Genomic DNA, 25,588 nt, shown 5'->3' with positions numbered 1-25,588 from the left:
AGGGGATGGATTTAGCTCAGAGTTTGAGCCCAGCCCCTGGCCACTGTCCGGCAGCTGTACCCGCCGACCAAATGGCACATCGAGGAACGTGACGTTTCGCCCTACCTGGGCCAGCAAGCGACGCCGCTGACCGGACCGGCACATGTAACCAATCTCCCGAGACGCCAGCGTCTATCTCAATGCGTCATACGTTGGTCCCCTTGGGATCTGGTTCGTCGAGGACGTTGTTGGACAGCAATGTGACGGCCACTGCGGATCCGCCTACCCCGACAAGGACGGACCCGAGCGGAGGAAACTCGGCGAGGAATACGGCGTAGCCCAGCGTGATTCCGCACCATGTTGCGGCGGTGACCACGAACAAGCCACGGGCGTTGGTGGTCATGCCGGACAGTTTGGTTATGTCGATCCACAACGGCGTCACGGTGAACACCGTGAATCCGGTCAGCACGCCGATCAGTGGGGACGCCACAGCCAGCCATGCGAGCACTCCGACACTGACGCCGACCAGTGCCGCCGCAGTCAGACGGACCGGAGTCAGCAGCCGCGGCGAGTAGGGGCTGTGCACCCACCTCGAGGTGACGAACAACAGCATCAACACAAGTGAGCCCGTCGTTGAGACGCCGACGAACTTGTCGGTGAAGACGTGGCCGAGCAGGACCGTCATTGCCATCGGGTAGAGGGTGATGACAAGCAGCATCAGCGGAAAGGCGCGGGCCACCCCAGCTTGGATCGTGGTCAAAGACCTTCTCCGAGAGTGAATCTCCGGTTGCTGAGTCCCGAGGCCTAGGCAATCGCGGCAGTGGCCGGGATGAGGGCAGGTAGTCGGGTCTGCGAGCGTCATATCGGGTTCGCGCCGCGCCATGAGCAACTTCAGGTTCAGGAACTCAGGCAGAGCCAGTTCCCGTATCTGCAGCGCATCTTCGTCCCGGCGGCCACGCATGCCCCCTCTCCGGTCCTGGATGACCAGGCCTGCCCTGTCGGCGTGCGGCGGGATCGGTGCAGCGCTCAGCGCCTCGGGGGCGTGCGTGGCTGCGATGGCCTGCTTGACCGTGTTGCCACTGACCTCGCCCCACAGCTGCAGCATGTGAGTCACCGTCTCATCGGGCAGTCGGCATCCGATGAGGAACGCTCGCAACTGAGAACGGTTCTTGGGTAGCGCGTTGTTCTTCGGATCTATGAACCGATATGCCGTCGACCGGGGGAGTCTGGAGGTGGCAGCGATCTGCCCGGCGGTCCGGCCTGAAAGTGCGTGGATCCGGCGCAGCATCGCCATGTAGGCGGCAGCTGGATCCTCCGGTGTGCCTTCAGGTTCTCGACTGAGCGAGGTCGAAGTGGTCGTCACCGAGCCCCTCCGCCGCCCAGGGTTGCGAACGCTGCGCTCAGCAGTCGACACATCGACCGCGCAGCCGCACCAATTGAACTGGCTGGCAACACCAGTGCCACGAGAGGAACTTCGATCACCATCAAGTACTGAACGGCCTGCATCGGAGGGATGCCCCGATTCATCAGCGCGTAGTGGTAGCAGAAGCCAGCCACCACGATGACCGATGCCAAGAACGCCGCAGGCCATGACACCGACGGTGGCGGCGAGCTCGCAAGAGGAGGAGGACTAACAGTTGGAGGCTCAGCGATCTGCTGAGCAAGGCGTCGCCGCCGGAATGCATAGAGGGTCAAAACACTTCGCGCTTTCGCTCTGGCGGTAGCCCGGGGAGCAGGCGGTCTACCGACATCCCTACACACGCTCGGAACTTCGACCGTCGGGGCAGGGCTGGCCTGCTCCTCGGGCTACCACTTCAATGAGATGGCCGAGACTTTGAAGAGCAAGCCACGACTCCCCCGTCTCCGAGTTCCCGCTCGGAGGAGGACTGGCCCTCACATAGGGGGTCAGCAGGTGCCCATTTTGCACCGCCACACGACGATTGCGAAACGTCTGCGCCCGCACGGCGAAAATTCGTAAATTTCGCGTCCAACTGGTCAGTCGCCCAGAATTGTCGGTGCCGCAAAATATGGTGTCCATCCGTCAGATGGGTGTCTCATTGATGTTCAACAACCCTTCCAGCCTGCGACTTGCTGGACAGTTTGTGACTTAAGCCACACCCTTGGCTACCTTGTTCGTTTTGGCCCCTTGCCTGTTCAACGCCCAAATTTAGGGTCCCGTGAACACTATGGACATGTTCGGTGGCCTAGAGTTATAGCAACAAAGCCGCTGTTACCCACGGGTAATTTCGAGGCGCGGCCCATAAGCCCCCCGGATGATCGCTTTTGAGATGGCCGAGCAACCGGGAGCTGGCGTCGTCCGTTCCCGCGGACCCGCCACACGACAGAAGGCCTCACAGGCACCCGTTTTCGGGAACCTGTGAGGCCTTCTTCTGTTGATCAGGCGAGGAGGCGTGGCGCTGATTGATGTGGTGGCGGCCGAAGCCGGTGGCTGTGGCCGTCATGGCCGGCGCCGAGCCGTTGGGCGAAGTGAGGCCCGCGGTCGTGCAGGGTTGTCGGTGGGTGCGGAGATGATTCGGGTATGAGCCTCGCCCGTACGACCAGGGCGCCCTCTGATCGCGCACCTGGTCACCTTCGATGACGAGTGGAGTCCCGACCGCGGACACCACCTGATGGCGTGGTGTGACGGGTGTTCGACCTGCACCGACTGCGTTGGCCATCGCCGGTGCGCCGCCGCCGAGGACGAACCCTTGTCGTACCCGCGCGCGAGCTGAGCGCGATGTCTCGAATGCCGTGGCGCACCAACTGGTTTCGCCTTGATATTCAGGCCGGTTGTCGGTGGTGTTGCGTACGCTGAGCGGATCGAACGTGGAGATCAATCTGCGAAAAGGGGTGCGGGGATGGTCATTCAGAGCGCGTCGGTCCGTCGAATTCTCGCCGGTGCCGTCACTGCGACGGTTCTGGTCTTGACTATCACGGGGTGTGATACCGACTCCCCGAAGGAGCAACCCGATCGCGAACGCAAAGCAGCGAGCGTGCAGGTGTTCAAGCTCCACATGGCCAAGGACTTGTGGAGCCGAACCAGTCGGCAGTCCGGCGGCCTCGGGGTCGGGGAGCCGCGGAGTCTGGCCGAAGACCCGAACGGGACGACGGCGACCATCGAGTTGACCGGTCCGCAGATGGTCGACTACCTCAAGCTGCTGGACTACAACGCGCACGGCGGAGCGTTTGCCACCGATAGGTCGTTGGCGGCCACCGTCTACGACACGTTGGCGCCGATGGTGGATCAGATCCAGACCCCGCCGGCGCCTGGCGCGCCCGTTCCGGAGGTCACCATCAACGCGGCCATCGCATCCACGACTTCCGAGGCCCCGAAGTAGTTGCATGCGTTCGCCCTACAACCCAGGGCGAACGGTGTGGTTGAGCGTCCATACCGTCAACCAGTTCGCGGGTCCCGGTCAGCTCACTTCGATAACGCGGATCGGCGAGTCGCCGCGTGTTGCCGACCGTTCTCGCAGGTCGACATTTTCCGGCCACGACACAAGGTGTTGTGCTGCACGGACTTGTCGCCCACCAGATCTATGATCGAGAGACCGTTCTCAATGGGGCGGGCGGGGATTGGGATCTCCGTGATAAACGCCGAGGCCCTGCCAGAGCGTGGACTCGGGCAGGACCTCGGATTTGTCTTTGGCCAGACTCTTCCGATGGTAGGACATTCGACGTCGGCCCACGTGGTCGACACCGAATGCGTCTGCGTTCACGATCCTGAATGGGCGGAAGCTCGACTCCTTCAGGAGGATTTATGACCAACAAGCGCATCGTTCAGAAGCGCGATGACGGCGACTGGGAGGTTCGCGCACCGGGCGCCGACCGCGCCAGCGCGGTTGTTCCGACCCAGGCGGCCGGCATTGATCGCGCCCGCGACATTCTCGGCAAAAGCGGCGGAGGAGAGCTTCAGGTGCGCCGCCTCGACGGCACTATCGGCCGTCAGGACACCATCCCGCCGGGCAACGACCCCAGCTCGTCCAAGGGCTGAAAGATAACAATGCAATCGGGGTTCCGCTGCGCAGCGGAACCCCGATTGCTATCTGGTCGGGTCTGTCAACCGCTTGGGTCGCCGTAGCATCGGCCGAATTTTGTGGGCGGATATGGCTTGGCACGCTGGTATGGGCCGGTCTTATCGCTGTTGCCGGTTCGTCGGATCGACGTCGGACGGTGCGGATCTCGTTGTCGGCGACCTTGTCGGCGAGCAGGGTATGGCACGAGGGGTCTCGCCGAGCGTGGCCTTTTTCCCGCCACCGGCCCTCATGTGGGCTGTGTCAGCGGTCGTGTCAGCCCGGGATCAGTCTGGTGTCAGGACAGCGGGCGATTGTTGCTTCCGTAATCAGTTCGGCGAGTACTACATACGCCGACTCGAACGCAACAGATTCAAGGGAGCAACCACCATGTCGATCACCATCACCCTCACCGACCAGGACAAGGCCACGCTGCGGACCGCCGCCTACGGTGCCGTCTCGCTGATCGCCGCCGCTGACGCGACCGGCAAGCCCCACAAGGCCGCCACCAACGGCAGCAACGCCCTGTACGCCGCGACCGGCCAGGTCGGGCACGTACTCGCCGCGAAGTCCAAGGACATCAACCTGAAGGGCAAGAACGTCGCCGAACTCGCCGACCAGGTGCTGCCGGCCCTCACCGCGGCCATGAGCCTTCTCGGGCAGCAGGATCCGGCCGAGGCCGAGAACTTCCGCAGCACCGTCCTCGTCGCTGTCGACGCCGCGACCCGCCACCAGAGCCAGCCCAGCCCCACTGTGGCCGCGATGACCAGCAAGATCACCGGAGCCCTGTACGCCGCGTGAGGGGATGGGCCGGAAGGATCGCGCGAGCAGCCGCCAACCCGCTCATGAATGCTCGAGCAGTCGTGAGCGGGGGTGGTCAGCTCTCGATGGCCACGCGTGTTCGGCTGCCGAGTTCGGGGATGTTTTTGTAGAGGGTGCCGCGTGAGACTCCGAGCAGCCGCGCTACCGACGACACGGTTTCCTCCGGGCGGGTGAGGATGGCGCGGGCCTGGCGGATCTGTTCGGCGGTCATGGCCGGTGGCCGGCCGAGGCGTTGTCCGCGTGCGCGGGCGGCGGCCAAGCCCTCGTTGGTGCCGTCGACGATCAACTCGCGGATGAACTCGGCGAGCGCGGCGAATACGTGGAACACCAAGCGCCCACCAGGTGTGGTGGTGTCGAGGGCTTCGTGCAGGGATCGGAATCCGATGCCGCGCTTACGGAGTCCGGCCACGATGGAGATGAGGTCCTGCAGCGAGCGGCCGAGCCGATCCAGTGACGGCACCACGAGAGTGTCGCCGGGACGCAGGTAGTCCAGACACGCCCACAGTTCTTCTCGCTCTGCGTTCTTGCCAGACTTCTTGTCGGTGAAGATCCGCTGGCATCCGGCCGCGACGAGTGCGGCGATCTGGCGATCGAGCAGCTGGCCCTTGGTCGAGACCCGTCCATAGCCGACGAGGGCACCACCCCCGCCGATCGGATCGAGCGCATCACCGTCGAGCGCGAGCGCATCGGGTTGGTCGGTCGTTGCGGTCATGGGCCGTGACTGTACGAGAAAGGTCCGACAGGACTTGTTGAACACCAACCATTTTCGACACGTTTGTTGAACACCGCTCCGGCGCGGATATCCTGCCGATTCTGTCCTACCGGGCCGGTGTTCAACAAACGAACGATTCCCGACACCCCAATATGTGGGTTACAAGGCTGGTGCCATAGCAGGTGGCCAATCCTGTGGCTCAACATTGGCGGGCTTCTGGCTGACATCTTGGTCCCAGTCGAATACCGGCGCCGGAGGACCCCACTGCTTCGGGCTGCCGAACGAGATGGGGCTGGTGCCGAAGTCCACCTTCTCGAATGAGGCGGCGCCGGAGAACCTCGCGTGGTTGAACCTGGTGGTGCCGGAGAACTTCGCGCCCCCTAACCAGGCGGTGCTGGAGAACGTCGTGCGGGCGAACCAAGCTTCGCCGGAGAACCTCGCGTCGCGGAACCAGGTGACACCGGAGAACGTCGTGCGGTCGAAATCCGCGATGCTGGAGAACCTCGCGCGACTGAACCGGGTGATGCCGGAGAACCTTGCGCCCCCGAACAAGGCGTTGCCGGAGAACGTTGCGCCGATGAACCAAGCTTCGCCGGAGAAGGTCGTACGGTCGAACACGGCACTACCAGAGAAGGTCGTACGGTCGAACCCGGCTTCGCTGGAGAAGGTCGCACCTCTGAACTCCGTGGCGCCGGAGAAGGTGGCGCCTTCAAACTTGGCGGCGCTGGAGAACGTCGTCATGTGGAAGTCTGCGTCTTCGAAATAGGCATCGCGAAAGTCGAAGTCGTTTGTAGTCCAGCTACGTTCGGCTGTGGGGCGCAGGTGGGCGGCGATGACTCGGACGATGGTGTCGCGGACGGCGCGGTCGTTCTGGCGGTAATCAAAGTGATCCTCGTTCTCACCCGCACCGCCGCGCCCGCGCCGCTTTCGAACGCTTCTGTTCTGATGATTGCCGCCAAATTCGGGTGTGTAAGGCAGACGCAGGTAGCCGCACAGCACATCGATGCACTGCTGACGGCGCAGCCCCCGGGACTCGTCCGCGACACCAGCCATTGCGTACACACCCGCGATGCGGACCGCAACGTCGGTGGCGCCGAGCTGGGCGGCGGCGGCACCGAACCGTTCGACGAACCGGCCTTGCTCGAGGTCACGCTGGCGGCGGTAGGCGACCACCAGGGCGACGACACCGCCGACGCCGGCGACCACGGTCAGCGACAATTTGGTGATGTCGATCGGTGCGGCGGGCTGGCCGCCGGTCTCGATGAGTCGGTTCAGCATCCACTGTGCGGTCACCGCGAGCACGAACCCGAGCACCAGCGCCACGATGATCGACCACAACAGTCCATTCGCGGCGATGCGGCGCGAAGCCGCCTGGGCGGACTTGGACGTCCTTCGTGCCGCGTGGGCGATCGATGTACGGCCCCGACTTATCCTCCCCGTCATCGCCCGATTCTCGCGAAAAAATCGCCAGCGCATCGCCGTTCGCGGGCAAGCCTCCGATTCGGTTCACTTATCGGCGGTGCGCACTGTCACTTGGAAACCCGCCGTACCGCAATGGCACACCGCGCCGGACATAAGCTAGGGCCGCACCACTGTGGCCCTAGCCTGGCTCAGCTGTGGCTCGGCGGAGGGCTACTCGAGGTTGAGGGCAGCGCCAATGTTGTCGGCCAATGCCCTTGCGATCGTGCGTGATCCGGGCACGCGTTCGGAAACGTCCACGTCCTTGCCGGAACTGTCCAATCCGGAAACGGCCACGTCGACAACCGCGTTGCTTTTGCGGAAGGCGGTGATGGCTCGGGTGACCTTGACGCTTCCGTTTGCACCTTCGAGTGACTCGTTGCCGAGGCCTGAGGCAGCCGCGGCCTTTGACCTGGTCACGGACGAAACCGAATTGGCGCTTGGCGGAGGCGACCGCTTCATCGTCGGAATGGAGCGAGAACGTCAAGGTGATGAAGGGGCGTTCCGCCGCATTGATCAACTGGGCCCCGACGTGTGTGGGGGGCCAAATACAATGTGCCACAGACCTTTACCGACTGGCCGGGCTCCGACGCGGGCTGGTTGCCCTCATCCTCGAACGCGACGTCCACGCTGAAGAGTTTGCCAGTGGACTGCCGGATGGCGTCCATGGCCGGTGCCGCCAGTTTTGCGGAGGAATCAGACATGCCGCTGAACAGCGGTGTCTCCACTGGCTTAGCCTCGGACCCGCATCCTGTCAGCCCACCCGCCACACTCACCGCGACTACGCAAAGCCCTCGTGCATCCATCAAGATCGTCACAACCATTCGATAAGCGTCGGGGCTATGGTTCCCCGAATGGCGCGGCAGACCCTACCGTGCCTGCTGCCCAGCGCAATTGGATGCCACAGTGGGCGCCGTATGCGGGAGGGCCACCTCTTCTGGTGCTCGGTCGCCCGTCACCACTCCCTCCATCAGCTCATGCAGGCGTGACCGCGGTGACGCTGCGTCACTGGGTGCCGTGGGATGTCGTGCGCCCGCCGGTCGATCAATGGCCAGCGGACGCACCAGGGCGACGGCTACTTGCTGATGCGCCGAAGATTAGCCATCACCGGGTGAGAAACTGGTTCTGTCGAGTTTCATTCCAGATATCGAGGTTGCTACTCGCTGGTAGCGAAATCCGTTGCGCAAGTTTCAGTTCGGATGGAACCAAACGGCGCCAGCGCGCGTCGAAGAGATCAGGACCAACAACCCGGGGGGGCGAAAGGACGGACAGTGTCGAATCCCCCTGCGGTGCAGGACTTCTCTTTAGTGCCTGCTGAGGTGACCGACGCCGGTCGGTACGTGCAGCAGACCGCGACAGCACTCATCAACGGCATCCGATCGGCCGACGCCGAAGTATCCGGGCTCATGACTTCCTGGCAGGGGGCGGCCGCGACCGCATACCTTGCGGGCTGGGAGGAAACCCGCCGTGGTGCGGTGCAGATCCTCGAGGCGCTGCACGACATGGGCGAGTTACTGGGTGTGGCGGTGGCGCAGGTCGTCGACCTCGACCAGGCCCGCGCCGACGTCACGGCCTCGCCGACGTTCTCCCTGGATCTGTGAGGGGCGGGCCGATGGGATTTCGAGTCGACCTCGACCACCTCGACCAGGTGACCACGCGCATTGCGGGGCTGCAAGGGTTCGTTCAGGAGTCGTTGACCGGTGTCGATCAACGGGTCACCGCCATGCACCTCACCTGGAGCGGCGCGGCCGCCGACCGGCACGCCGAAGCGCACAGGGAATGGGCGCAAGCCGCAGCTGATGTCCACGATGGCATCGAGACCATGCGCAAAGCCGCGGCCACCGCCCACGGTGCCTACACCGCTGGCATCGCCGCCAACCTGCGGATGCTGGGGCAAGCATGACTACCGCCCTGGATGTCGCCCTATCCACCGCTGCCATCGAAACCTCACTGACCGAGTTGGAGGAGCGCATAGCCACAATCCAGACGAACTGGACCGGACAGGTCGCCGACGCGCACGCCGAATGGACCGCCACCGCTGCCGAAGCGCACCGGTCCTACAAGGAAACCTCGACGGCCGATATCACCATGCTCGGGCGCGGCGACCGGGCCACACAGTGACCGTCCTCGATGTAGACGTCAACGTCTACTACGACACCGCCATCAAGGTCGCCGACGCAGCTGCGGCGTGGTGGGCTGCGGTCGACGCGCAGTGGCCCGAACTGGCCAAAGCCACTGACATGGCGGGGTCTTACGAGGAAGGTAAAGCCTGGGGCGCGACCTACGACACTCGCTCTGCCGAGATTCTGCGCATGGTCACCAAAGCAGCGACCGCCGCTCACGGATATGCCCTGATCTTGCAGGAAATCGGCTACAACCACGCCACCGCTGAGTGGATAGCCACCATCGACGCCGGAGCCGCCCCCGAACGTCCGGCCGCGCCGCTGCCGCCTGTGTTCTTGTGCCGGATCCCGCTGCCATCGGCCGGCGGCCCCGGGTCCGGACTGCTCGATTCCGGCCTGGGATTGGTCGAGAAGATCGGGCTGACCGTGCCCGACGGCAACGCCACCACGATCAGCAACGCCGCCGACACCTGGGACCGCATCCGCACCGCCGCCGACGTGGCCGGATTCCCCCTTGCACTGGAAGCTTCCGCAGTAGCGTTCGAAGCCATCACCGCGCCGGACTCGGCTTTCATCGACGAGGATCTGCGCGCGGTCAAGGCAGCCGCAGAGGCTGTCCTTACGGCCATGGGCGAACTCGCCGTGTCCTGCCGTGATCACCGCCAGGCCCTCGACGAACTCCGCGAGAATCTACGCCAGCAGCTGGTGGCGTGCAGCGAAGCGCTGCTGACGGAGCTGGCCATCAATGCCGCGGTTGCCATCGCGTCATCGTGGATCACCCTTGGTACCAGCATCGCTATCGGCGCGGCCGGTGCTGCTGCGATCGCGGCCCGCTACGCGCGCCCGATGCGACTGAGCATCGAGGCGTGGAAGCAAGCGCGCGGTATCAAGGCCGGGGTCAAAATGGAGGCAGACCTCGCGCGGCACGTCAAGGAAATGGAACGGCTCGAAGACCTCGCGCCGGGCGGGCGGCTCAGACCGAAAACAGACCCGACGCGGCCGGGGCTGAGCGCGGAGGAGATGGGGATATTGCGGCAAGGCCCGAGCGATTCTCGCGCCAACTCACTGACCACGGCCCTGCGGGAAGGCCATGTGACTCCAGAGCAGCAACGCCAGATAGACGCGCTCAACTCGGCATTGGCCAAGCTGCCTGCTCATGAGGGGCCGGTGGTCCGGCACACCCAGCTCACCGAACAACAGCTGGCCCGATACGTGGAGGGAAAACCAAACACAGAGTTGGGGTTCACTTCCACCACCCCCAATCCGAAAGGCGCGAACGAGCTCATCGTCAACAGCTCGAATGTCGAGTTTCAGATCATCAGCAAGACCGGCCGTGATTTTAGCCAGTACGGCACTCCGGATGAGGTTCTGTTCGCATCGGGAACAGATTTCTTTGTCCACAGCAAGGTATTCAACGAGGCCGCGGGGCGGTGGGTAATCCGCATGGCAGAGCTATAGGAGCAACAGACATGCCAGATAAAATCGGTGGCAAACTTTTCTACACCGACGAAGAAGCCGAAAAACTGGGAATGGTGTACACCGCAGAGGAACGGGCACGCAATCAAGCGATGTTCGACCAGTTCGATCAGGCCCGCGCGGCGGCCGGTATCGCACCCGAAGGGACATCACCGGGTTTCGGCGGCCGGTTCTCCGACGATCTGTCGGGCACCGAATTCGAGGGCTGGACCCGAGACCCGAAAACGGGCCAATGGCTCGACAAAGACGGTCAGCCGGTCGACGAAGGCGCCGCCGAAGCGTGACGCCAAAGAGACCCGCCGCTAAGTAGGAAAACCGCCTCCTAGGCGCGACACCCCAGACGACAAGCAGCGCGGACCCCGTTGGGCGGGTCCGCGCTATTCAGCGACCCTGCGAACAGGGAAAGCAGCACCACCATGCAGCGCAACACACCGGCCTCGCCCGGAATCGGCCCCCACTTCTGCGCGGTGTTGGGATGGCGCCGAACAGGCAGCTGACGATGATCGGTCGATCTCGGAGACCGTCGTCCGCATCGTGGAAAAATCTGTCGCCGTGACACAGATACGCGCGTCACGGCCAGTTGCACGCCCTCCGAGGTTGGCGATATGTCCGCGCCCACTTCCAGGCGAGTCATTGTTGAGCTGGATCGACTGCGCCAGCTCGTTGTTCGGTCTATCCCGCACGGACGTCACTCAGCAGATGGGGCTGGGCTTCGGTCCGGGGGCAAATCAGCTGGACCGCATCGGCCACCAATACCTGCCCTACGTGGAGGGGCGGACCGGGCTCACGGTGGCTGAACTAACCGCGATGACCGCGGCCTCCGGACTGGCCAAGCGTTTCTTGGAAGGGCGCGGTCGATACCGCTACAACGGCGTGCCGCAGTTCGTGGAAAACCACAGTCCGGCATGCCCGCGATGCATTGCCGAGACTGGCGGGCGCTGGCAGCTCAATTGGAGAGATTGGCCGTGACCGCGGCTTGTCCCCGGCATCGTTGCTACCTGGTTAGTCAATGCGTCTGTGGGCGCCGGTTGCACGAGATCCAGCGCGGCAGCGACAGCCGGACGGCATGCGTCGGCAAGTCCTCTAATCATGGCCGCCGAGGCCGATGCGGGCGCCTCGTCGCCGACCTGCCCGCAATCGCGATGGACGACCACTACTTCGCCGTTGTCCAACAGCAGATAGATCAACGCCTCACCAATATCGAAGCGCCCGAACTCAACTGGGCGATGCAACTGATGCTCCAGGTAGGGTCGGAACGCCTGATCGAGGATGCTGACCCGGATGTGCACGCCGCATTCGCGCGGTTCTGCCGCCAGCGCGACGCCGTTCTCACAGTCCAATCAGCCCGAATGGATCACATACGAATCGAGCCCGCAGACGAACGACTGGTTATGGCTGCGGTCCTGCGGGTCGCGGGTCCACTGGTGTTCGCTGACGACCCTTACGAACACGCTCACCGATTTTGCAGGCTGGCCGAACCACGTTGGCGCACAGTGAGATCTGACATTCTGTACCCGCCCTCCGATGCCGCTCGACTGACACGTGTCTTCCACACGTACGGAATGCCTGGAAGGGCCAAGTGGCTTCAAGCCGATCGAACGTATCGGGCCGCCGACAGGTAGTCGTATTGTTCCGCGGTCCCGATCCCGCGGGGGACAGAGTTGACAACTGCAACGCCGTAATTGGACGAACACAATCATTGCCCAGCACCGCCGGTCAACGCTCGCCGTTGGAGTCCTGGGAATCTGGTGTTGTTGAATTGGTCAGAGCAGCAGCGCGGTCCGATGCTGCTCGCGGTGGGTCGCGACTGGCTCAGAACGGAGGCGGATCGGACAACAAATGGGCCGGACCCTGTACCTGCGAGACGCAGTTCATCGTCATCGCGTAGCTTCCCATCATCATCCAGGTAGGCATCCGGTGGTGGCTCGTCGACCTCGTAGATGAACGATTCGGTGCAGCCATCGCAGAACTTGAGTGCCGAGGTGATCGGTCCCGAGCATTGGATGCACGTGAAGAACTGGCACTTCTGGCAGATCATGAATGCGCTGCCGTCGGAGTCGTGACCGGGTTTGCAGTTGCCGCTGCATCGCACGCGGTAGTCGGTGATACACCCACAGGTGCGAGCAGAGTTCGTCTTTCCCGATGACAGCAGATTGACAACACCCTTCGCAGGGCTGCCCAATCCTGTTCTCGCACATGACCTTGCAGTGGGTCTCGCAGCTAATGCTCACCCACACGGCGGCATCGGTGCCCGCAAGACAGCCGTGACCTACACAAGCTGCCTCCGGCAAACCGTGATCACGGTAGCCACGGCGGCGGCGAATGCTGCGTGCGCAGTAGTGATCTCGGTGCGGGTGGTGTGGGGGAACAGAAGCCACAGGCGGAGCCAGGCGAAGGCAAGGTCCACACCGTAGCGGTGCAGGGCGACGGCTTCCAGCGCGTGAACGCGGTCACCCATCCAGGTGAGGGCGCCTCGGTTCGGCCAAGGCCAGCCGGTTGACCCTGCTCGGCTGCGGTGTCGTCGGTTCTCGCGGGAAACCTCGCATCAAGACTGGCGGGGAGCTGGTGACCCCGAACATTGTTCGGGGTCCATTGCCCGCCGTTTGAGCTAGAACAGCTCGCTGATCGAGAAGCACTTAATGTGTGAGTTGCTCTCTGCGGGGTTGGTCCGCAGAACCGCTCAGCAGGAGTCCCCGTGCGGCTGCTTCTTGTGTGGCGCCGCGACTCGTTGTTGGAAGGTGTCAGGCTGCATGCGATCCAGAGGCCGCAGCTTTCCTGAGATCTGCGCGTCGACGAGTTTCCGCTTTGGCCCGTTCGCCGCGGCGGAGTTGGTTGTTCTCGACGCGGATCCATCCTTGGGTTTCCAACCACTCTTGCTGCGCTCGGGCGTCGTAGCTGTTGAAGAACAGGGGCACTCCTTTCGCGTCAGTTGTGGATGTGGCGACCTCGGCCCATGTTGGGCTGCGGTCATCATGGAGACGTCGGTAGACCCCGATATAGCGGGCAACCAGGTAGCCAATGCTGTGTGCGGGCTCTTGTGAGACGTGGTCGCCGAAGAAGTGGATATGGAAGCGTCGGCCGGGACACAGCGAACGCGCGGTGGTATTCGAGGCAATCCATCCAGCTTTTTCGAGCGTCGAGAACATCGCTTGGTGCGCCACGCGATAGTCGGGCACGCCGCCATGGGCCGCGATCCACCAGGTCGACACCCTGTCGGACTGCCAGGCTTCCTGCCATGTGGGCCCTACCCCATAGCTGACCCAGTGCATCGCAACAGTCGATGACAGAACCTCTCCGAGCCAATCCTGGTGGGTGCGAATAATCGACTCGATTCGCTTGGCCTCGGCGGCCAATGCTGCTTTGGCTTCGAGTGTGTCGGTGTTCGGCGGGTTGGCCTCGGCAGCTGTGATGGCATCAGGAGTGGGTACCTGGCCAGCTTTCAGTAAGGCGATGACTGTCGCCGCAGCCGGGCCGGTGCAGCTGGTCAGGTCTAGCGGCTCGCGCTTGACGAAGCCATACCGGGCTGGGTCGGCGGCGCGGGACAGCCGGAGACTCGCGTCGATATCTCCCGCCAAGTCTGTTGCTGCCAGCCATGTCTCGGCTGCGGGGTCGATGCCGTCGTGCCGACCTTTCAATATCACTGTGGACAATGCTCGAGCTCCGATCTCGTGTGAGGTGGACATTCACTCGGTGCGAGCAGCTCGAAAGACCGCCACGCGCCGAGCTCCGGTTGCGCGGACCGATGAATGGTCCGGTCGAGAGGGCCGCACGTGGCGATCAAGTCGAGCATAGTACGACGTTTACACATGAGATGGAAGAGCCTAGGACGATTACGCTCTGGATCATTACGCGCGGGACGTTTTTGCTTGGCTCGGTATGTCCAGCCCAGGCAAGGCTCCGCTCAATCCGACCGCTGCGGCGTTCGGAGCGCGGGTGCGTGCCCGGCGGACGGAGCTCGGTTGGAGTCAGGAAGCGGCTGCCCACGCCTGCGGTGTTCACTGGACCTACCTTGGCCAGGTCGAACGCGGTCGGCGCAGCCCACGCGTGGAGAACATCATGAAATTCGCTAGTGGGCTGGAAACCACGCCAGGAAAGCTTATGGATGGCTTGCCTGTGCCCTCGAACGAACCGCGTTAACGATTCGCGGAACGGGCGCCGTCGACTACTCACAGGCCCGAGTCGTCCAAGGCGCCACCCGCTCCGGCGTGACACTGTCGACCGGCGGTTGTACGACCGCGACAACGATTTGGGTCACGAGTAGCGAGTTGGCCATCGCGAGTTTGGCACACCCACCGCTTCAGATGAGGCAGCAGCGCGGTTATCGCCGGGCCCCACTGGCGAGATCGGATGAGAACCAGCGAGGCCGGCGTGATCAGGGCGAATGGGGTTCGCGTTCGCACCCAAAACCACGCCTCCGCATCAGTGATCAAGAGGTGTCAGCGCTCGGGCGCAGGCACCTCACAGCCGCAGCGGCGCTACTCGGCATCGCGGCTGCTTCAGATCGTCGCAGGCTGCTCTGAGCTGGAGTTTCGTAACCTTTGCTAGACCGATCACGTTGCCTCGGGTTACACCACCACTGCTACTGGAGCTGATCGAGGCGAAGTTTTCTGTGTAGCAACATATTTCGTCCGACACCGGCAAGAGCCCCTCAGACCGCGACGCAGAACCTTATGCTGACCGTCGTGGCGCACACCGACATTGAAACAGCGGTTCTGCTCGCGCTGCTCAACGCCCGCCCGGCCAAGATGCGATGGCCCGAGATCGCTTCGGATGTGGCGCTGCGACGATCGGCTACGGCCCTGTGGGACGAACACTATCCTCGCGGCCACGAGGCCCACTCAGACCCTGACGGCCACATCGCCGCCGCTGTGAAGCAGCTCGCCGAGTGGTCCGACGCCGACTTCACACTCGTCACCGTCCTCGACGCCGACTATCCGTTGGCGCTACGAGAGATCCACCAACTGCCTCCAGTCCTGTTCGTCCGGGGCAGCCTCGATCCTGCGCAGATCGGGGTGTCGGTGGTCGGTTCTCGACAGGCTTCGCCGCGCGGGCTAGATATCGCAAGCCGCGTCGCACACGGGCTGGCCGACCGGGGGATCGCGGTTCTGTCAGGGTTAGCCGCAGGCATCGACACTGCCGCTCACCAGGCTGCAATCGACCACGGAGGTCGTCCTATCGGTGTGATCGGCACAGGGATTAACCGTACCTATCCCGCCCAGAACAAGCAGTTACACGTGCAGGTGGCGGAATCGGGTGCGCTGGTGTCGCAGTTCTGGCCCGACGCGCCACCAAACAAGCAGACCTTTCCGATGCGCAATGCCACCATGTCTGGCCTGGGCAGGGCATCGGTCGTGGTCGAGGCGTCGGAGATAAGCGGTGCCCGCATACAGGCACGAGTGGCGGTCGAGCACGGCCGACCGGTTGTCCTGAGTGATCTCGTAGTGCAGAAAACTGATTGGGGGAAGTCCCTGCTCGGCCGACCTGGCGTGTACGAGGCAGGCAGTGTCACCGAAGTGCTCGGCATCATCGACGACATCCTCGATATGCCCGTCAACACCTCAACGATGGCACCGAGCTTGAGGGACCTTAGATAGCCATGACGTCCGCAAGTCGCGTTGAACTCGTCAATCGCACACGTACAGAGCTGATCAGTTCCGCCGGGGGGTACTTGCACAACACTCTTCACATCCCGACCGTGACCTGTTCGGTCTGCCGGGGCCCCGTTGACGGCTACAACCGCTGCTACCGCTGTCAGCACGCAATATCGACCGCCGGCATCGCCGACCTCGTGGCCTGCCTGGCCTATGGCATCAATTCCCAGCAGTCGGGCAACATGCTGCGCCACTACAAGGACGATCCGATGCCAGCGGTGCGACGGCGGTTGCAGACCGTCATCAGCCGAATCTTGTTCCTGGGCATCGTTCTTCATGAGCCCTGCATCGGGAAGATCGTAGGCTGCCCGGTCGCGCTGCGGGTCACCGTGCCGTCGCTGCGCAAGCGCACCGGAACCCACCCGTTCGATGAATTGGCCACCGGAATGAACGCGCTCGACCCGTCGGTCCGGCTGTCGGCAGCCACCTCTGTGCACGACGACCGTCCGATCGACGACGCCCTGTTCACCATCAACCAGCCTGGCTTGGTACGCGGACGGCATGTGCTCGTCCTCGATGACACCTGGGTCACCGGGTCCCGCGCCCAATCGGCAGCGCTGACCTTGCGCGCGGCAGGTGCCGCGAAAGTCAGCATCTTGACCATCGGCCGATGGCTCAACACCAGCCATACGCCCACCAAGTCGTTCATTTCGACGCACCTCACCGACGACTACGAGCCGTCTCGGTGTCCAGTCACCAGCGGGATATGCCCCTGAATCCACCCTGTGCCGAGCCGGCTCGATCCTGTGGACTCGTCGACCGCCTCATCCGGGCGGCGTGCGGGATCTGCGGAATCGGCGTGTACCCGACCTAGGACACTGATGCACACCAGCACAGCCAGAGAACTCTTCGACCAGTACTGGGAAACGATGGCCTACGTCTGGGTGGAATACCCCGACGGCACTGAGGGAATGGGATCAGCGTTCCACGTCGGGGAGGGCGTGTTCGTGACCGCGCGCCACGTCGTGGAGGGCAATCGGATCGTCGAGGTCGGCAAGCCGGAGCGGCTGCCATCACGGTCGTGGAACGACAACGACGTCGACCGGCTACGAATCACACGCGGCCCGCACTTCCCCGACAACCCAGATGTCGACCTCGCTGTATTCCGCGCCGACCTCCTCGGCGTCCAAGGCCAGGTCATCGATAGGCCCCTGCCGTGGATTGCGCTCGGCGGGCACCTCGACGACTTTATCGGTCTCCACGACTTCGTCCTCAACGACGCAATCGTGCTGGGCTTCCCGCCCATCCCGATGACGCGGTACCCGGTGCTGGTCGCCGCCCGCGCCGAAGTCAATGCAGTGATCGATCTGCGGGACTCTGCACATGTGCATTTTGTTCTCTCAACTATGCCCCGCGGCGGCTTCAGTGGCGGGCCGGCGATCCTGTCCGACGGCTCCCTTCTCGGCGTGGTCACTCGCAGCCTGGTGGCCAACAGCAGCAGCGAGGAACTCGGATATCTGAGCGTGCTGGCAGTCGAACCCGTCTACGAATGCCTGGCTAGGCACAGAATGCTGCCCACCTGCCAAGTGAAAGAACTGCCCGAAATCGCCGAACTCGTCCACACCGACACCGTCCACCTGATCGGCCCGACTCGCCTGGTCTCTGCCTCGGTCGAGATCTTCGATGACGGCAACACACAAGCGATCACCATCCATCACCACAAGGACAACGCCACGCAGGACAGCGCGCTGACCGCTGCGCGAGCGAACTCGCCACTTACGACCCGGTCCGCACCACGCACGCCCTCGGAACCAGACTCGAACTGTGCATCGCGAACGACACATCGGCGACTGCACTGCTGCACGCAGCCCAGGCTGCAGTCGCGGTGTTCACGACAACCGGTTTGAGGGCGATCGGACCTAGCCGAATGATCCCAGAAGGCCACACCGAATACCAATAGTCCTGCGCGCCAACACTTCTCCTCGGCCGTCGACAACCGCGCAGCGACAAGCGCGGCAGTGGATGTACGAGTCGCTTCGCACTGGGCGAACCGACAGGCTGAGACACACGGTCACCGCCATCGCGATGACCGCACACCCTCCCGATGACAGGGCTACGCTACCGTCAACCGGCGGGTTACAGGAATACAGGAGTCCGCACGTACAGGAATACAGGAAAACCTGTCGGTACCCCGTGCAAGAATTCGAATAAATATTCGAATACCCACGTGCTTAGGAGGGCAGGTGACACACACGCACTCTTACCCCAGCTGGGGGGATACCTCGGAAGATCCCACGCTGACCTGGGATGATCGCGATCGGGCCGCGCTGGTGGCGTTGATGCGGCTGACACCCAAGCACACTGAGTGGTCAAGGTTGACCGAGCAGATCAGCAACCACTGCGGCAGTGCCCGGCGACTCTGGGAAGATCAGCACCCCAGCGATCTGTTCGGCGCAAGCGACGAATCCGTGGTGCTCGATCAGGCAGTCAAGGATGTTGCCGCCTGGAAACATGCACCATTCCGACTTCACACGTTCATGGATGACACCTATCCAGCCCAGCTGCGTTCAGTGCGGCAAATGCCCCCCGCGGTGTTCACCCACGGCCAGCTCCTCGACGACGACGCCGGTGTGTGTGTTGTCGGGTCTCGCGATGCCTCCGACGACGCATTGCAGTTCGCTCGCACCGTGGCGCGAGAACTGGTATCACACAACGTGAGTGTGATCGCTGGCCTGGCGCGGGGAATCGACACCGCAGCCCATCAAGCTGCATTGCACGCAGGTGGGAGGACCGTCGCCGTCTTGGGTAACGGTCTTGACCACGTCTATCCTCGCGAGAATCGTGGACTACAGGCCGAGATCGCCGAGCACGGCATGCTAATGACCCACTTCCTACCCGAATATGGACCCTCACGATGGTCTTTCCCCGCCCGCAACATCACGATGAGTGCGTACGGGATCGCCACGGTAGTCGTCGAAGCGGGCGAGAAGAGCGGCACCAGAATTCAAGCCAGAGAAGCCGTCGCACACGGTCGGCCCGTAATCCTGAACGCCCGTGTCGTACAAGCAACCACTTGGGGGCGTGCGCTGCAGAACCAGCCTGGCGTCTACGTCGCCGAGTCCGCGAATGACGCCGTCGAGCACGCGGTACGCCTCAACGATGAGCGCATAACACTGACCAAGCTCTTGGGAATTCGGTGACCGACTCTGCACCTGATCTGTTGATCGACCAGCTTGCCGACATTCTCAGACGAGAGACCCACCGCGCGAACGCCGAAGGTGTTCACAACACGACGCAGCACGCACTGTTGTTCCGAGGACTGGTGCGCGACAGAGTCGGCGGGTTCTTCGGAAACGCCTACGCACCGGGCACTCCCGACATTTGCAGTGTGTGCCGCGGGCCCGCCGAACAGGACCTGTGCGGACTGTGCCAGACCGCACGCGAGACCCACGGCGACATGCTAGCCGACCGAACGATCCTGCTGACGTATGCAATCGGCAACCGGGAAGGCGGACGCCACCAGTCAGCGCACCACATGCTGACCTACAAGGGATACCGCGGAACCCCCGCGGTCCCGCGCTGCGCCCAAGACCTGAAGCTGATGATCTCGGTGATGACGGACATGCATCGTCTGTGCCTGCAGAGTTGGCTCGGTACACAATGGGATTCGCTAACCTTCGTTCCGTCCAAGGAACGTCCCGATGGAACCCACCCGGTCGCAGCACTGGCCAACGCCGCATTACCGACTTTCGCACCGGCACCAAACCTGCAGAAATTCCTGCTGACCCCCGGTCGCGGCAGTAACAACAAACATGAGATGACCAGCGACCGGTACGAGATCGACCAACGCTGGCGTGCATGCGTCGACGGTCGGAACGTGCTGATTGTCGATGACACATGGACAACAGGGGCCAGTGCGCAAGGAGCCGCGGTCGCAGCCAAACGCGCTGGCGCAGCTACGGTTACCCTCCTGTGTGTCGCCCGGTGGCTGCGCTGGGACTGGGGCGACCATAAGAAGCTGATCAGCACCCTCCACGACGGATTCGACGTGCTGCGATGCCCCGTCACCGGGCACCCGTGCCGCACGTCAGCCCAATTCACCTCCTCGCACCCCAACCACTAGTACAGGGGGTCGTGTGTCAGCAGGAGCTGTGTGCTCGCGGGCCTATCCACGCAAGAGAAGGCGACAAGAGCACCCAAATCCCCTAGGGCGCATCGCAAAGACAGTGTCCGAACGGCCTCGGAAACAAGGTCATAGGCCCTAATGCCGCGAGACTCGAACCCGGAACCCGCTGGTTCAGAGTCCGATCCACCTCAGGGACGTCATCGAGCTCAGGTGCCCCAGCGTTGGCGCGTTGGTCTGACCTCGATCTCGTCCAGCTATCGTCATGCGTTTCCGGTGTTCATCACGTCGCCGAGGCCCGCAGACTGAAGAGCCGCGAGCGGAGGGGTCTCGACACGGTCGAGAGGTTATCGACGCTGGTAGATGCCGATTTCTTCGTCGACAAGGTGTCCACCCTGCCGGCGCGAACATCAGGTCGATGGAAAGCTCACAACAACAGTCGGCAACGACTGGTGTGGAGATTTCACAAGTGTCGCACATGACGACTGATGCGAAAGTTCACAACAATAGTTGTTCACAACTGACGTGAACTGATGGAAAAGATGTCTCCACATGTCTTACGTCAACCAGCTGGCTCGTGAAAGATTGTAGAGATGCGGATGTCCGTGAGTCATAAGACTCAAAATGTAGACTGATTCGCCATCCACGAACGACTGAAAGATGGCCCAATCACACGACTCGTGCGAAAGAACAAAAATTAGACCGCAGTGAGTCTTCCGGATTGAGAAGTCTTAGACTGGTACCGTGCTTCGTGCAAGACGAGGTACGTGGTGGTGCGCACGCATCTCTTAGATGTGAGTCTCGCCGCCAAAGGAAAGGGCCCACGGCCGCCGCGTGAGCGGCGGCCGCAGGCCCGACCAACTGCCGTGATCTAGCCGTCCAAGCCAGTGATCACGTGCAGGTACACCGACACCAGTCCGGTCGCCATCGCTACCGGGCTGGTGTCGCTCTGTCCCGCAATCTGCAGAACCACAGTCGACAAATCCAGCACAGCCACGATGACCGTGCACCAGTGCTTGGCGGAGCCTCGATTACTCGGCGGCTCTTCCGTTCCTTCTTCCATATTCACCCTTCCTACTGAGACCCCGCTGAAGCAGCGGGACTGGTCGCCCAACTTTCAGGCGACAAGCTGAGGCCCCCCTTTGCAGAAGGGGGGCGGCACAGTAGGTCGGGTCGAACACGGGGCTCGGCCGGATATCGAACATATTACTCATACGCAGCACGCCGATCGCTTCGACCTCCATTCGTGTCGCGCAAAGTCGCACATGTGTCACATGTGGAACCGATTCAAATTCGCTTTGAATTCGCTTTTCACGAAAGCGGACCGTGTGGTTTTAAATTGCGGCGTGGGCAATGCAGATGGGAAATGCCTTATACGCTGGCGAAATCAGCCGATGGACTCCGCGCGGGCGAGGTGTCCATCGGCCTCGGTCGCCGGTCGGAACTTCGGCTTCGGCACCCCGCCCGCCACCCCTCGGGCTCCCGTAGAAGCCGGTGTCCGACCTCGACGCCGACGATCATCGACACTATGCGGTCCTGGGCGCGAAGCAGCCATGCGTCGGCGGCCCGCTTCGGACTGGACTACTGGACGGAACGCAGGTCATTGGGAATGTCCCACAGAGCATCCGACATGCTCACCACGGTCGTGGGCGAGGCGACCCACAGCGCCGGACTGAGCCCTGGATCGCACACGGAATGTGGCGAGCGGCCCATGTCCGGGAGGGCGATCCACCGACCGAGCCGACGTAGGCCGTAGCCGACAGAATCCGCTTGGCATCGCCAGGAAGCCGCTGCTCGCGAATGCGGCTTCACTGGACCTATCTCGGCCAGGTCGAGCGTGGTCGGCGCAGTCCGCGGGTGGAAAACATCATGAGGTTCGCGACAGGTCTGCAGACGACACCGGGCCAACTGATGGACGGCCTACCTGCGCCGTCAGCACCGGGAGATCCAGCCTGAGCGTATGGTCGGCGTTGCCGTCGCGGGCATCACTAGCCTCGGCCGCGGCTCGGGCATTCACTCGGACCCGGTTCTGATGCCGGATCGGTGTCGATCGGATCGTCGGCAGCAACCTCAAGTTCGGTGGCGCCGACACCATGTGGCACGTCGATATAGGCCGACGTTCATCTGCCGCAGGGAGTTTCGGATTAACGATGGATCCGGTCTCGGTGTTGGCTAGTGTCCGGTCGGGGTGATGGCCATCGATCGCGAAGGCGTTCAACGCCGGTTTCGATCGCATCACCCATCGTGCCCGACCGCACCCGTTGGGGTCCAGCGATCGGGTCGACAGATACAAGCGCTTTCAGCGCGGCCCGCTCGCTGAGACGTGGTGCGGCTCAACGCCCGAGGCATGCATTCCCCAGTGACGGCAGGTGATCTCGCACACGGAATCTAGCAGTGCTGCCTTAGGCAGGTAAAGACCTTGCAAAGCAACGTCTTTCAAATCTAGGCGTTCCTTTCGGTTGTGTCATGATCATGTAGCTGGCCGGTTCGATGGGTTGGCGTTCTGTGGGTGACATCGGAAGATGAGGAGGGGCAATGCTTTTCGTCACGGAGTCGGTGCATAGTATGGCAAGCACGATTGAACCGGCGGTTGATGCCACCCAGGGGCACGCGACACGGATCGCGGGTGCTGGTTTCGAGGCAGCCCATGCCGGGCAGGACTACCTGGAGCAGGGGAAGAAACTCGCGACAGGAGTCGAGGGGATCGTCATGATGCTGCAGTCATGGTCCGAGGCTTCCGGCGCTACGGTGGAGGTTCTGCGGCAGGCAGTGACCATGACAGTGACCACCGATCAGGAGAATCACGCCCAGACTGCCGCAGCCGAGGGCGAGTTGGGATCGGCATGACCAATCCCCAACAGTATGAGCGGCAGTATCAAGCCAACCTCGACAAGGCGCAGCAGGACCTTGCGCGTTTCCTCAAGGAAGACGGCAACAGCGTCTTCGATAAGGCGATCTGGAACGACAAGCCGAAACTCACTGATTCCGATGTCAACAAACTGCTGGATCAGGCTGCTCCCGGGCTCGAGTGGTTCCGGTTGGCGCTCGTTCGTTACCACCGTGTGTGGGATGTATTGAAGCTGCCAGGGTTCGACAGCATCGTCGTCGAGCCGCTGACTGTCGACGGTGTGGCAGTCGGCGGTGAGCGTATCGACACCATCAAGGATCCAAACGACGAGATGCGCCGCCTCGAGGGGACGTACTACGACCAACAACGCAGCATGAAGCTCGATAGCCTGCGTAGTCTGGCTACAGCGCTCAACGGTGCCTCCTCAGGGACTGATTCTCACCCCAGCGCAACAGATATCACGACCGACCTGGCCGGTGTGAAGGATGCGGTGCCTGAGGCATGGCAGGGAAACGCCGGCGGAGCCGCTCAGGACTATTTGGCCGGATTGCATGCGCATGCCGATCAGCAGAGCCAGTACTTGCAAGCGGTTGCGGCAGCTATGAATGGGCTGCCGGACGTACTACTGCAGATCGTGAGGGACAAGGCGGATTTCGTTGCCGCGTTCGACAGCTCCCAATGTCCGGTCGCCGGACACGCCATGCGACTCGGGGGTAGCGAAGACCCTGTGAGCACGATCATTTCCGTGGCGTCGGAAAGCACCACCTGGGGCTACCTTTACGGCGAGACGAACCAAAAGGCAGCCGACCAGTTTCACATGACCAACGTCGGTGCCGGCACCAGCGAGGGCTCCCAGAAGATCCGGGATGCGTGCAAACAATGGCTCACCGGTCATTTCGGCCCGGCAGTGCGAGAGGCTTTCAAAGCTTTCGTCCATCAGTGCGCGCTGGCGGACCACTACATTCGCCGCGCCTATCAGCCGGTGATGGACCTGCTGGACAACCACGATCCCAAGCCGTTTCCCAAGCCGCAGGAACAGCAGACGACACCCCCATCTCCGACGTCGCAGACCGGCGCGCCGAGCACAGGCGTGCAGACCGCGGGGGCCAACTCGACCACACCGCAGATGGCGACCCAACCGACATCACAAACCCCTACATCGGCCACCCCAACCACACCGCAAACGAATCCGCTGCAGACGACGTTGACGAGCCTTGCCAGCCAGGCCGGACAGACAATGCAGCAGGGTCTCAGCCAGCTCGGGACCGCCGTCCAACAAGGACTGACCGGCCTCGGCGGCACCCCGACCGGTAGAGGACCAGCGCCTGCCGGCACGAGCGATCCGTCCGCACCGAAGACGCTGGCGAACTTCACTGTTGCCGGCCAAAGTATGGCAGTGACACAGGCGCCGGACGGTACCGTCACCGCGACGATCACCGGTCCAGACGGCAAGTCGCAGCAGTACTCGATGGGGATCAAGGACGGCGTGCCGTTCTTTACTCCGGTCGGAGAATCGACGACAACGCCCACGACAGCCCCCGCATCCCACGAACCCGGAGCCCCCGCTGTCGGAGCCTCACCAGATAGCGGAGCAACAGCGCGGGTGGAGGCGCCGACGGCAGGACTGTCTGTGCCTGTAGCCCAGTCGGTAACGCCAGTGGAGCGGACACTGTACAACACGGCGACGGATCCCATGCCCGGCTCATCCTTCACTGGGCCGCCGGCAGCCGCAGGTTCGACGACAAGCGGGATGCCTGGAAGTAGCGGGGCCGGAGGCAAGAACGCAGCAGGCGGCGAACGCAGCTCCACCGGAATAGTGCGACCACAACCGATGTGGAACACCTCTTCGGGTTTCGGCGGGGTGCTCGAAGCCCCCCTCGGGCCTGACGGCGCACCGCCCCTGGCTCCCGTGTTGGCAACGGCCGGGCCATTGGACAGTGGACCGCAGGTAGTGGCTTCGGATAGTGAAGCGCCTACCGTCCCGGCGTCGCTACCCGAGCCTGTGACCGCGCCCGCCCCACGAGACGACGGCGTGAGGATCGAGATCGAGATGGGCGGTACGCGATGAACTACTCGGCCGAGATGGACCGAATCATCGCCGAATACACGACAGCTTCGCGCACTGTTCTCAACCGTTTTCTAGACGCTGACGCCCGGACAGCTCGCGGCGGTGCCGAAGCCTTCGACGACGTCAGACAAGAGCTGATCACGCGCGAACAACAGCACCAGGAGACCCCGGAAGAAAGAGCGGCTGACGAGGCCCGTGCCGAGCGCGATCGACTGTTACGCGAAGCCGCAGACCGGGCTAGCGCCGCGACCGGTCACAAGAACAGCAGGGACAACTACGTGCTGCCGACTGATTGGACCGATGAGGATGAGGAAGGCTATGGCCCACCGAAGACCTGGCTAGTCTCCTAGCGATCTCTAAGTGGGCGGCGGTCTT

The 25,588-nt window shown here is 63.0% G+C and carries 27 protein-coding genes; 19 read left to right on the top strand and 8 right to left on the bottom strand.

The window, feature by feature from the left end; all coding sequences use genetic code 11:
- Positions 1-184 precede the first annotated feature (184 nt).
- Positions 185-1,342 (bottom strand): hypothetical protein, encoded by a 1,158-nt coding sequence (locus ACLMAL_RS26545; protein ID WP_412001570.1) that lies wholly within the window; start codon positions 1,340-1,342, stop codon positions 185-187.
- A 1,495-nt stretch (positions 1,343-2,837) separates the two neighbouring features.
- On the opposite strand from ACLMAL_RS26545, the gene ACLMAL_RS26540 reads away from it, so the two are divergent.
- The 3 genes from ACLMAL_RS26540 (at position 2,838) to ACLMAL_RS26530 (ending at position 4,793) form a co-directional block, all read left to right on the top strand.
- Positions 2,838-3,317, top strand: a complete 480-nt coding sequence (locus ACLMAL_RS26540; protein WP_412001569.1) for a hypothetical protein — start codon at positions 2,838-2,840, stop codon at positions 3,315-3,317.
- A gap of 422 nt (positions 3,318-3,739) precedes the next feature.
- Positions 3,740-3,973, top strand: a complete 234-nt coding sequence (locus ACLMAL_RS26535) for a DUF2188 domain-containing protein (RefSeq protein ID WP_412001568.1) — start codon at positions 3,740-3,742, stop codon at positions 3,971-3,973.
- Between the two features lie 409 nt (positions 3,974-4,382).
- Positions 4,383-4,793, top strand: a complete 411-nt coding sequence (locus tag ACLMAL_RS26530) for a hypothetical protein (protein WP_412001567.1) — start codon at positions 4,383-4,385, stop codon at positions 4,791-4,793.
- Positions 4,794-4,869: 76 nt separating this feature from the next.
- Here the strand turns inward: ACLMAL_RS26530 and ACLMAL_RS26525 are convergent, their stop codons facing one another.
- From ACLMAL_RS26525 to ACLMAL_RS26515, 3 genes are all read right to left on the bottom strand, one after another.
- Positions 4,870-5,526 carry a recombinase family protein gene (locus tag ACLMAL_RS26525; protein WP_412001566.1) on the bottom strand — a complete coding sequence of 219 codons (657 nt, stop codon included), beginning with the start codon at positions 5,524-5,526 and terminating at the stop codon, positions 4,870-4,872.
- 159 nt (positions 5,527-5,685) lie between these two features.
- Complete coding sequence (locus tag ACLMAL_RS26520) at positions 5,686-6,744, bottom strand: pentapeptide repeat-containing protein (RefSeq protein ID WP_412001565.1); 1,059 nt, start codon at positions 6,742-6,744, stop codon at positions 5,686-5,688.
- 414 nt (positions 6,745-7,158) lie between these two features.
- Positions 7,159-7,404, bottom strand: coding sequence for a hypothetical protein (locus ACLMAL_RS26515; RefSeq protein WP_412001564.1), 246 nt, complete (start codon positions 7,402-7,404; stop codon positions 7,159-7,161).
- Positions 7,405-8,255: 851 nt separating this feature from the next.
- On the opposite strand from ACLMAL_RS26515, the gene ACLMAL_RS26510 reads away from it, so the two are divergent.
- From ACLMAL_RS26510 to ACLMAL_RS26485, 6 genes are all read left to right on the top strand, one after another.
- Positions 8,256-8,585: a WXG100 family type VII secretion target gene (locus tag ACLMAL_RS26510; RefSeq protein ID WP_412001563.1), complete on the top strand. Its 330-nt coding sequence runs from the start codon at positions 8,256-8,258 to the stop codon at positions 8,583-8,585.
- Positions 8,586-8,596: 11 nt separating this feature from the next.
- A complete protein-coding gene (locus tag ACLMAL_RS26505) occupies positions 8,597-8,887 on the top strand; it encodes a WXG100 family type VII secretion target (RefSeq protein ID WP_412001562.1) in 291 nt (96 codons plus the stop codon).
- A complete protein-coding gene (locus tag ACLMAL_RS26500) occupies positions 8,884-9,105 on the top strand; it encodes a hypothetical protein (RefSeq protein WP_412001561.1) in 222 nt (73 codons plus the stop codon). The genes ACLMAL_RS26505 and ACLMAL_RS26500 overlap by 4 nt, the downstream gene beginning before the upstream one ends.
- Positions 9,102-10,565 carry a hypothetical protein gene (locus ACLMAL_RS26495; RefSeq protein ID WP_412001560.1) on the top strand — a complete coding sequence of 488 codons (1,464 nt, stop codon included), beginning with the start codon at positions 9,102-9,104 and terminating at the stop codon, positions 10,563-10,565. The genes ACLMAL_RS26500 and ACLMAL_RS26495 overlap by 4 nt, the downstream gene beginning before the upstream one ends.
- A gap of 11 nt (positions 10,566-10,576) precedes the next feature.
- Entirely contained in the window at positions 10,577-10,867 is a 291-nt protein-coding gene (locus ACLMAL_RS26490) for a hypothetical protein (protein WP_412001559.1), read from the top strand.
- 250 nt (positions 10,868-11,117) lie between these two features.
- On the top strand, positions 11,118-11,552 hold the full coding sequence (locus ACLMAL_RS26485) for a TniQ family protein (RefSeq protein WP_412001558.1): 435 nt from the start codon (positions 11,118-11,120) through the stop codon (positions 11,550-11,552).
- On the opposite strand, the gene ACLMAL_RS26480 is transcribed toward ACLMAL_RS26485, so the two are convergent.
- On the bottom strand, positions 11,447-11,923 hold the full coding sequence (locus tag ACLMAL_RS26480; protein ID WP_412001615.1) for a hypothetical protein: 477 nt from the start codon (positions 11,921-11,923) through the stop codon (positions 11,447-11,449). The genes ACLMAL_RS26485 and ACLMAL_RS26480 overlap by 106 nt on opposite strands.
- A gap of 600 nt (positions 11,924-12,523) precedes the next feature.
- Here ACLMAL_RS26480 and ACLMAL_RS26475 point away from each other — a divergent pair.
- Positions 12,524-12,646: a hypothetical protein gene (locus tag ACLMAL_RS26475; protein WP_412001557.1), complete on the top strand. Its 123-nt coding sequence runs from the start codon at positions 12,524-12,526 to the stop codon at positions 12,644-12,646.
- Positions 12,647-12,852: 206 nt separating this feature from the next.
- On the opposite strand, the gene ACLMAL_RS26470 is transcribed toward ACLMAL_RS26475, so the two are convergent.
- Together ACLMAL_RS26470 and ACLMAL_RS26465 are read right to left on the bottom strand one after the other, a co-directional pair.
- Positions 12,853-13,041 carry a hypothetical protein gene (locus ACLMAL_RS26470; protein WP_412001556.1) on the bottom strand — a complete coding sequence of 63 codons (189 nt, stop codon included), beginning with the start codon at positions 13,039-13,041 and terminating at the stop codon, positions 12,853-12,855.
- A gap of 283 nt (positions 13,042-13,324) precedes the next feature.
- Positions 13,325-14,233: a hypothetical protein gene (locus ACLMAL_RS26465; RefSeq protein WP_412001555.1), complete on the bottom strand. Its 909-nt coding sequence runs from the start codon at positions 14,231-14,233 to the stop codon at positions 13,325-13,327.
- Positions 14,234-14,459: 226 nt separating this feature from the next.
- Here ACLMAL_RS26465 and ACLMAL_RS26460 point away from each other — a divergent pair, with 226 nt between their 5' ends.
- The 6 genes from ACLMAL_RS26460 (at position 14,460) to ACLMAL_RS26435 (ending at position 20,297) form a co-directional block, all read left to right on the top strand.
- Positions 14,460-14,720 (top strand): helix-turn-helix domain-containing protein, encoded by a 261-nt coding sequence (locus ACLMAL_RS26460; RefSeq protein ID WP_412001554.1) that lies wholly within the window; start codon positions 14,460-14,462, stop codon positions 14,718-14,720.
- Between the two features lie 545 nt (positions 14,721-15,265).
- Positions 15,266-16,177 (top strand): DNA-processing protein DprA, encoded by a 912-nt coding sequence (locus ACLMAL_RS26455; protein WP_412001553.1) that lies wholly within the window; start codon positions 15,266-15,268, stop codon positions 16,175-16,177.
- Positions 16,178-16,278: 101 nt separating this feature from the next.
- Entirely contained in the window at positions 16,279-16,950 is a 672-nt protein-coding gene (locus ACLMAL_RS26450) for a ComF family protein (RefSeq protein WP_412001552.1), read from the top strand.
- Positions 16,951-17,055: 105 nt separating this feature from the next.
- A complete protein-coding gene (locus tag ACLMAL_RS26445; RefSeq protein WP_412001551.1) occupies positions 17,056-18,081 on the top strand; it encodes a S1 family peptidase in 1,026 nt (341 codons plus the stop codon).
- Between the two features lie 336 nt (positions 18,082-18,417).
- A complete protein-coding gene (locus ACLMAL_RS26440) occupies positions 18,418-19,374 on the top strand; it encodes a DNA-processing protein DprA (RefSeq protein WP_412001550.1) in 957 nt (318 codons plus the stop codon).
- A complete protein-coding gene (locus ACLMAL_RS26435; protein ID WP_412001549.1) occupies positions 19,371-20,297 on the top strand; it encodes a hypothetical protein in 927 nt (308 codons plus the stop codon). The genes ACLMAL_RS26440 and ACLMAL_RS26435 overlap by 4 nt, the downstream gene beginning before the upstream one ends.
- An 871-nt stretch (positions 20,298-21,168) precedes the next feature.
- Here the strand turns inward: ACLMAL_RS26435 and ACLMAL_RS26430 are convergent.
- Entirely contained in the window at positions 21,169-21,360 is a 192-nt protein-coding gene (locus ACLMAL_RS26430) for a hypothetical protein (RefSeq protein ID WP_412001548.1), read from the bottom strand.
- 1,502 nt (positions 21,361-22,862) lie between these two features.
- Between ACLMAL_RS26430 and ACLMAL_RS26425 the strand changes: the two genes are divergently transcribed.
- The 3 genes from ACLMAL_RS26425 to ACLMAL_RS26415 are packed head-to-tail and all read left to right on the top strand — an operon-like array spanning position 22,863 to position 25,563.
- Positions 22,863-23,144 (top strand): hypothetical protein, encoded by a 282-nt coding sequence (locus ACLMAL_RS26425; RefSeq protein ID WP_412001547.1) that lies wholly within the window; start codon positions 22,863-22,865, stop codon positions 23,142-23,144.
- Positions 23,141-25,213, top strand: a complete 2,073-nt coding sequence (locus tag ACLMAL_RS26420) for a hypothetical protein (protein WP_412001546.1) — start codon at positions 23,141-23,143, stop codon at positions 25,211-25,213. Before ACLMAL_RS26425 ends, ACLMAL_RS26420 begins: the two co-directional genes overlap by 4 nt.
- Positions 25,210-25,563 carry a hypothetical protein gene (locus ACLMAL_RS26415; protein ID WP_412001545.1) on the top strand — a complete coding sequence of 118 codons (354 nt, stop codon included), beginning with the start codon at positions 25,210-25,212 and terminating at the stop codon, positions 25,561-25,563. The genes ACLMAL_RS26420 and ACLMAL_RS26415 overlap by 4 nt, the downstream gene beginning before the upstream one ends.
- The last annotated feature ends 25 nt before the right edge of the window (positions 25,564-25,588 follow it).

It is taken from the genome of Nocardia sp. CWNU-33, assembly GCF_046764895.1.
GTDB lineage: Bacteria > Actinomycetota > Actinomycetes > Mycobacteriales > Mycobacteriaceae > Nocardia.
This window is presented reverse-complemented; position numbering and strand designations above follow the sequence as displayed.